At 42.0% G+C, this 6149-nt stretch carries 5 protein-coding genes; 4 read left to right on the top strand and 1 reads right to left on the bottom strand.

From position 1 onward, the window contains the following. Positions 1-61: 61 nt before the first annotated feature. The gene (locus tag F6J99_RS40295) at positions 62-601 is read right to left on the bottom strand and encodes an ureidoglycolate lyase (RefSeq protein ID WP_293121815.1); all 540 of its coding nucleotides are present in this window, start codon (positions 599-601) and stop codon (positions 62-64) included. Positions 602-942: 341 nt separating this feature from the next. On the opposite strand from F6J99_RS40295, the gene gntT reads away from it, so the two are divergent. The 4 genes from gntT to F6J99_RS40275 all read left to right on the top strand — a co-directional run bounded on the left by gntT (position 943) and on the right by F6J99_RS40275 (position 6046). Then, positions 943-2262 (top strand): guanitoxin biosynthesis MATE family efflux transporter GntT, encoded by a 1320-nt coding sequence (gene gntT, locus F6J99_RS40290; RefSeq protein WP_293121812.1) that lies wholly within the window; start codon positions 943-945, stop codon positions 2260-2262. A 159-nt stretch (positions 2263-2421) separates the two neighbouring features. Next, on the top strand, positions 2422-2592 hold the full coding sequence (locus F6J99_RS40285; RefSeq protein ID WP_293121809.1) for a hypothetical protein: 171 nt from the start codon (positions 2422-2424) through the stop codon (positions 2590-2592). A 131-nt stretch (positions 2593-2723) separates the two neighbouring features. Continuing rightward, a complete protein-coding gene (locus F6J99_RS40280; RefSeq protein ID WP_293121806.1) occupies positions 2724-4202 on the top strand; it encodes a sodium-dependent transporter in 1479 nt (492 codons plus the stop codon). Positions 4203-4792: 590 nt separating this feature from the next. Further along, positions 4793-6046 (top strand): transposase, encoded by a 1254-nt coding sequence (locus F6J99_RS40275; RefSeq protein ID WP_293121803.1) that lies wholly within the window; start codon positions 4793-4795, stop codon positions 6044-6046. The last annotated feature ends 103 nt before the right edge of the window (positions 6047-6149 follow it).

The raw sequence follows: 6149 nt of genomic DNA, 5'->3' as shown, positions 1-6149 counted from the left end.
TCTCCCTACTCCCTACTCCCTACTCCCTACTCCCTACTCCCTACTCCCTACTCCCTACTCCCTACTCCCTACTCCCTACTCCCTGCTCCCTACTCCCTGCTCCCTTTGCTATAACAATTTCAAACTGTAACTGATGGCTGTCTAGAAAATCATGGGTAAAATGATCTACGACATTGGTATCAGCAAGTTCCAAATTGTAGAAATCTATAAATTCTTGGTCAAAATAGGGACCAGCGTGCCAAGTTCCTACTTCTAATTTAATAAAGCAGTTACCTGGAATCCGAAAAGCCGCAATATCTTCTAAAACGGGTCGGTCATCCTGAGTGGGAGGAGCTACAGCCATGAACCAGTCTTTGCCTTCTAGAGAACCGAGACACTGAGTACATTGGACGTGGCGAGTTATTTTATCAAACTTACGACCGTTGTGGTGTAGCCGCATGATATAAAACCGGGATATCCCATTTTCGAGGTTTAACTGAGCATCATCGTTATCATAGGGTTTGCCGTCTTCACTGGCAAAGATGACTTGACCGTAGGGCTGAAAGTTCTCTGATGTCACCCATTCCGCGTGTAGTTTTTGAATCGTCTTGACTTTACTCATGCTTAGTTTCCGCCGTCAGTAGTTAAAAATTAACAGCTTATTGATTTTAGCTTGTGCAAGTGCCTTGCTGTTAATCTGGCAACTAGTCTTTACACTTTTTATATGATATCCTTTATAGGGGATTTTTTTAAAATCCTTAAATCAATCATCAGTTTTATCTTTACGGTTAGGTTCGGCGTACATTCTTTATATTATAGTCGATTAATCTATATCTATTAATCTCTAACTATAAAAATAGGATTGGCTATACTATTTAATCAAGCCACTAATCTGACTTAATAATAAAGGTTAAAACACCTTTATTTTACCATTAAAAATGCCCTAACTATTAAGGTTAATTGATGACTTTTACTTGCTCAAACCAAGACAATGTGCTCTATCGCTTCTGGAAATTGGCGATCATCAATATTCTGTCTAATCTGACCGTACCCCTTGCGGGTTTAATCAGCGTGGCTTTCTTGGGTCATTTAGATCAAATCCGCCACTTAGCTGGAGTCGTAATCGCTACTATCCTGTTTAACTTCATCTACAAAAGTTTGGGGTTTTTACGGATGGGAACTACTGGGGTAACCGCTCAAGCCGTTGGACGAAATGACCGAGATGCGATGTTGCTGGTGGGACTTCGTAATGGCTTAATTGCTCTGATTTTAGGTGTACTTATCTTAAGTTTACACTATCCTCTCAGAGAGCTGGGATTTGCTCTGTTAAGTGCTACACCAGATGTAAAATTTTCTGGTATTGCCTATTTTAATGCTCGAATTTGGGGAGCTCCTGCAACATTACTCAATTTCGTAATCATTGGTTGGTTTCTCGGTAGAGAAATGAGTGGTAAGGTTTTGCTGCTGTCCATTATCGGTAACACCGCTAATATAGTTTGCGATTACTTTACTATTATTCGCTGGGGTTGGGAAAGCGCTGGCGCTGGAGTATCCGTAGCAGTTAGTCAATACGTGATGGTTTTAGTGGGACTAGTTTTAGTGACGCGAGAAATCCAGTGGCAAGAGCTAATATCAGTAGCGAGGCGAATTTGGAACTTGTCGGAAATAATAGCTACTTTTACCCTAAATAGTAATCTTTTTATTAGAACCTTAGCGATTATTTTTACCTTGTCTATTTTTACCAATATGAGCTCAGCTTTGGGTACCACAATCTTGGCAGAAAATGCTTTAATATTAGAGGTGTTCATGCTGGCTGTTTATTTTATTGATGGATTGGCATTTGCTACTGAAACTCTGACGGGTAATTTACAAGGTCAGGGAGCAAAAGAGCAGTTAGTCCCTTTATTGAAAATTGTCGGAGGAAGCAGTTTGCTATTGGGACTTAACCTTGCTTTCCTGTTTATCCTGTTTCCCCAGACACTCTTTGGGCTGTTAACAAACCACACTGAGGTGATCGAATCTATTACTATCTATGTTCCTTGGTTACTCCTGGTGTTAGGGTTTGGTTCCATTGCGTTTATGCTGGATGGTTATTTTCTGGGCTTAGCGGCAGGAAAGACCTTACGTAATTCTACTGTAATCGCCTTGGTGGTGGGATTTGCCCCTATGGCTGTGGCGTCTTGGCAGTTTCAAAATGTTCATCTTCTTTGGTTAGCTTTATCTTTGTTTATGGCAGGAAGAGCGATAGTCCTGGGCGTAAAGTTACCAAGCACCTTGAAGTGAAATATAGGGTTTGTATTTGAGATGTAAACCTATAGCAATTATCATAGCTATGAGGTAAAATTTTCTGGATTTTAGGGAACAGCGGATCTGGAAACAGGGAATAGGGAATAGCGATCCGCTGCATCAAGAGGTGCGACCCGTGGCGAATTTAATAATTAGATGCGGAAAGCGCACCTAACAGGAAATCAACGTCAAATAAGACCCTATATTATAACTGCGATAAACGCTATAAAAGTTGATCATAGTAATGAGATACAGATAATTTTTTCCCTATTCCCGACTCCCGACTCCCGACTCCCGACTCCCGACTCCCGACTCCCGACTCCCTAAAACCTGTGATGGAATAAGCAAACCCATGGCAATAATTTAAAGAAGTATGAAGTATCAAGGATTAATTGTAAAGGATGAAGTATCAAGGATGAAGTATGAAGCATGAACTATGAAGATAGAGGAAATTGTAGATGGCTCGTCAACGTTGGGCTTCAAGAACAGTATTTCTCCTCGCAGCAGTAGGTTCTGCAGTTGGCTTAGGCAATGTGTGGCGCTTTCCCTACCTAGCTGGGAAATACGGTGGGGGAGCATTTCTAGTCCCTTACCTGATCGCTTTAGTCCTAATTGGGGTTCCACTGTTGATGCTGGAATTTGCGGTAGGACAAAAAATGCAACGGGGAGCCATAGGCTCATTTAGGAAATTACACCCCAATTTCGGCAGTCTCGGTCTGTTTGCCCTGATGTCAGCCTTTATCATTGTCTCCTATTATGCAGTTGTCATGGGCTGGAGCTTGATTTACTTTCTAGCATCCTTTGGGGTCAAGTGGTCGAGTGATGCTAAAAGCTACTTCTTTGATAGTGTTCTGCAAATCAGCGATGGGGTCAACGTATTAGGTGGTATCAACTGGCCAATCTTATGGTCCCTAGTTGTAGTCTGGGTCTTGATTTATTTCTGTGTTTGGAAAGGCACGACCAGTGTGGGAAAAGTCGTTGTCTACAGCGTGCCACTTCCAATTATTTTACTGGGAGTATTGCTATTACGCGCAGTAACGTTACCAGGTTTCCTCAATGGCTGGAGACTGTATCTTACTCCGGTTTGGAGTGCATTAGTTGACCCGGAAGTCTGGACAGCTGCATTCTCACAAATTTTCTTTACCTTATCTCTGGGATTTGGAATTATGGTGACTTATGCTAGCTACAAGAACTCAGAGGATGACATTGCTAAAGATACCTGGTTAACTGCCTTGATCAACAGTGGTATCAGCTTATTTGCCGGTTTTGTGGTGTTCGGAATCTTGGGATATATGGCAGGAGTTACCAACACCCCCTTGGCAGAGCTGGCTGCTTCTGGTCCTGGTCTAGCGTTTGTGGTTTTCCCGGAAGCTTTAAGCTTGATGCCCTTGCCTTGGCTATTCAGTCTGCTGTTTTTTGTGATGCTGCTTTCCCTAGGCATCGACAGCGCTTTTTCCCTAGTAGAAGCTTTGAATGCGACTATCCTGGACAAACAACAACAAGGAAATGTTGCTAAGGTTTCAATTGGGGTTTGTTTAGGGGGATTTATTGCTGGAATTATTTACACTACCAGAGCTGGATTATACATTTTAGATATTGTAGATCATTTTGTTACTAACTATAACTTGATGTTGGTAGCTATTTTCCAATCTATCCTAGTGGGATGGTTGTATGGTGCGGAAAAGCTACGACGATACATGAACCAAGTTAGTGATTGGACGGTTGGTAAATGGTGGAATTTTTCTATAAAATACCTGATTCCTATGGCTTTAGTCGCTTTGCTGGCAACCCAGTTTTCAAAAGATATTAGGACTCCCTATGAAGGATACCCAGCCTGGGCTTTAGGAATTGGCTGGGCAATCGTGTTTTTGCCATTACTTATTTTCCTGTCTTTGCTGGTCACAGACAAAACATTGATCAATGGGAGAACCGATTAATTTTAACAAGTATGGGGGAGTTTGAGGGGGCGAAATTCTCCCACCTGGCCGTAGGCCACGCTACGCGAACGTTCAGGTGTTGAAGTTACCGTAAGGATAGTGGAGCCTTTATGGTTAGTCGGCTATGCATAAAAGGGTTAAAACTTTTTGATTAAGGCTCCACTATCCTAAGGTTTCGTCTCTAGGATGGATAGCCCTCTCAAATACCAGAAATTTGTCTCCTCACCCAGCTTTCTATATACTCTCCAACGCTTACTCCAGAATCTTTAGCTGATAATTGTAACCACTTCCATGTAGTATCCGTAAGCCAGACTCCATGTTTCTTCTTTAGTTCATCATAATGAGCAGGTGCTCCTCTCGTCCTTTTTTGAGATTTTCTAGCCTCAATGCTTGACATTTTTATTTACCGTCTACTATACTATAATACTAGTATAGTAGACGGTAAACACAGAGACCAAGGAGGTGATTATATTCATGGCGACTCTCAGACAAACGTTCCGGCTTTATCCTAATAAAACAGCAAAATCAAAGATGTTTTATGCCAGAAAACTTCATCAGTTACTTTACAATGCTGGGATAGCCGTTCGCCCTTGGCGGCTCCTTCGGAGCATCGTCGCTATGAATGGAAGGCTAATAAAAAATCAATAGGGTATTTCGATCAACAAAATTGCTTACCTGACTTTAAGAAGTGCTGGCCAGAGTACAAAGAGTTATACAGTACTTCTTTGCAGGCTACTTTAAAAAGAGTAGATCTAGCCTACAATCGTTTTTTTCAAGGGTTAGGTGGAGTCCCAAAATATAAACCGATCCGAAAATATTCTGGATGGACTTATCCCAGTAAAGCTGGTTGGAGGGCTAACACTGACGGAAAGAATGGCACTTTAACATTAAATGACCTTGGTCTAACTATAAAAATGCGTGGACAGGCCAAGTTTTGGGGGACGCCGACAACTCTCACTATTACGCATAAACCAAATACAAATACCTGGTATGCTTCAATAACTGTTAAAGTAGAAGCTCCTGACCCTAAATATGGCTCAGAATCCAACTTGGATTACGAAAAGATCGTAGCTTATGATTTGGGAACCGAAACAGCTATCACGGCTTTCAATGGCAGTGAATTCGAGGAGATAGCCAATCAGCGTTTTAGTAAAACTCTAGAACCTAAAGTAAAAGCAGCTGGTAAAGAAAAGCGAAGGAAACAGGCTCCCAATTTCAAAAAAGGTATAAAAGCGTCTAAACGTTGGAAGAAGGCGAACAAAAAGGAATCTCAGTTAAAGAGAAAAGTTGGATTAGCACGCAAAGATTGGCAACACGTCTTGATGCAGTCGCTCATGGGGGAAACCCCCAAGACCGCGCTGCATCGCAAGGTTACGTCAGATCTATCTAGTCGTTATGACATCGGCGTAACTGAAAAGCTAAATACGAAAGGAATGACCCGAAAAGCCAAAAAAGGGTCAAAAAGAAAGAAGCAAAAAGCTGGATTGAACAAATCCATTTTAGATGTGGGGTTCGGCACTCTTAATAAAATGCTGACCTACAAAATTGAACTCAAAGGTGGAATTGTCCTTCAACTACCGACTAGACAATTAAAACCGTCTCAGCGTTGTCCAGAGTGTGGAAAAGTTCACAAAAACTGGGCTGAACTGTCGAATAGATATCACGTGTGTGACGCTTGTGGGTTTGAGTTTGATAGAGATAAAACAAGCACAATGGTAATGTTCAATGCGGCTTTAGGAAAACAGCCGGGGTACGGAACTGACCTCGACAAACGTGGATTTTCTAGCTCTACTTCAAAGACCAGTAAACATACTGGTACTATGAGTGCGGCTCGTTCTAGCTAGGAGCCTCCAGAAACTGGAGGGGTATAAGCTAGGGGACTCGCGAGGTTAATCACCTCAAAAAGTTCTAACTATCCTACGGATGCAGGTGAAAACCCTGCCCTTT

It is taken from the genome of Moorena sp. SIO4G3 (genome assembly GCF_010692305.1).
GTDB lineage: Bacteria > Cyanobacteriota > Cyanobacteriia > Cyanobacteriales > Coleofasciculaceae > Moorena > Moorena producens_A.
This window is presented reverse-complemented; position numbering and strand designations above follow the sequence as displayed.

Excerpts from the sequence above, each read along its gene's own strand:
- F6J99_RS40285 (WP_293121809.1), top strand. The coding sequence starts at position 2,422 with ATGCGGAAAGCGCACCTAACAGGAAATCAACGTCAAATAAGACCCTAT.
- F6J99_RS40295 (WP_293121815.1), bottom strand. The coding sequence starts at position 601 with ATGAGTAAAGTCAAGACGATTCAAAAACTACACGCGGAATGGGTGACA.
- F6J99_RS40280 (WP_293121806.1), top strand. The coding sequence starts at position 2,724 with ATGGCTCGTCAACGTTGGGCTTCAAGAACAGTATTTCTCCTCGCAGCA.
- gntT (WP_293121812.1), top strand. The coding sequence starts at position 943 with ATGACTTTTACTTGCTCAAACCAAGACAATGTGCTCTATCGCTTCTGG.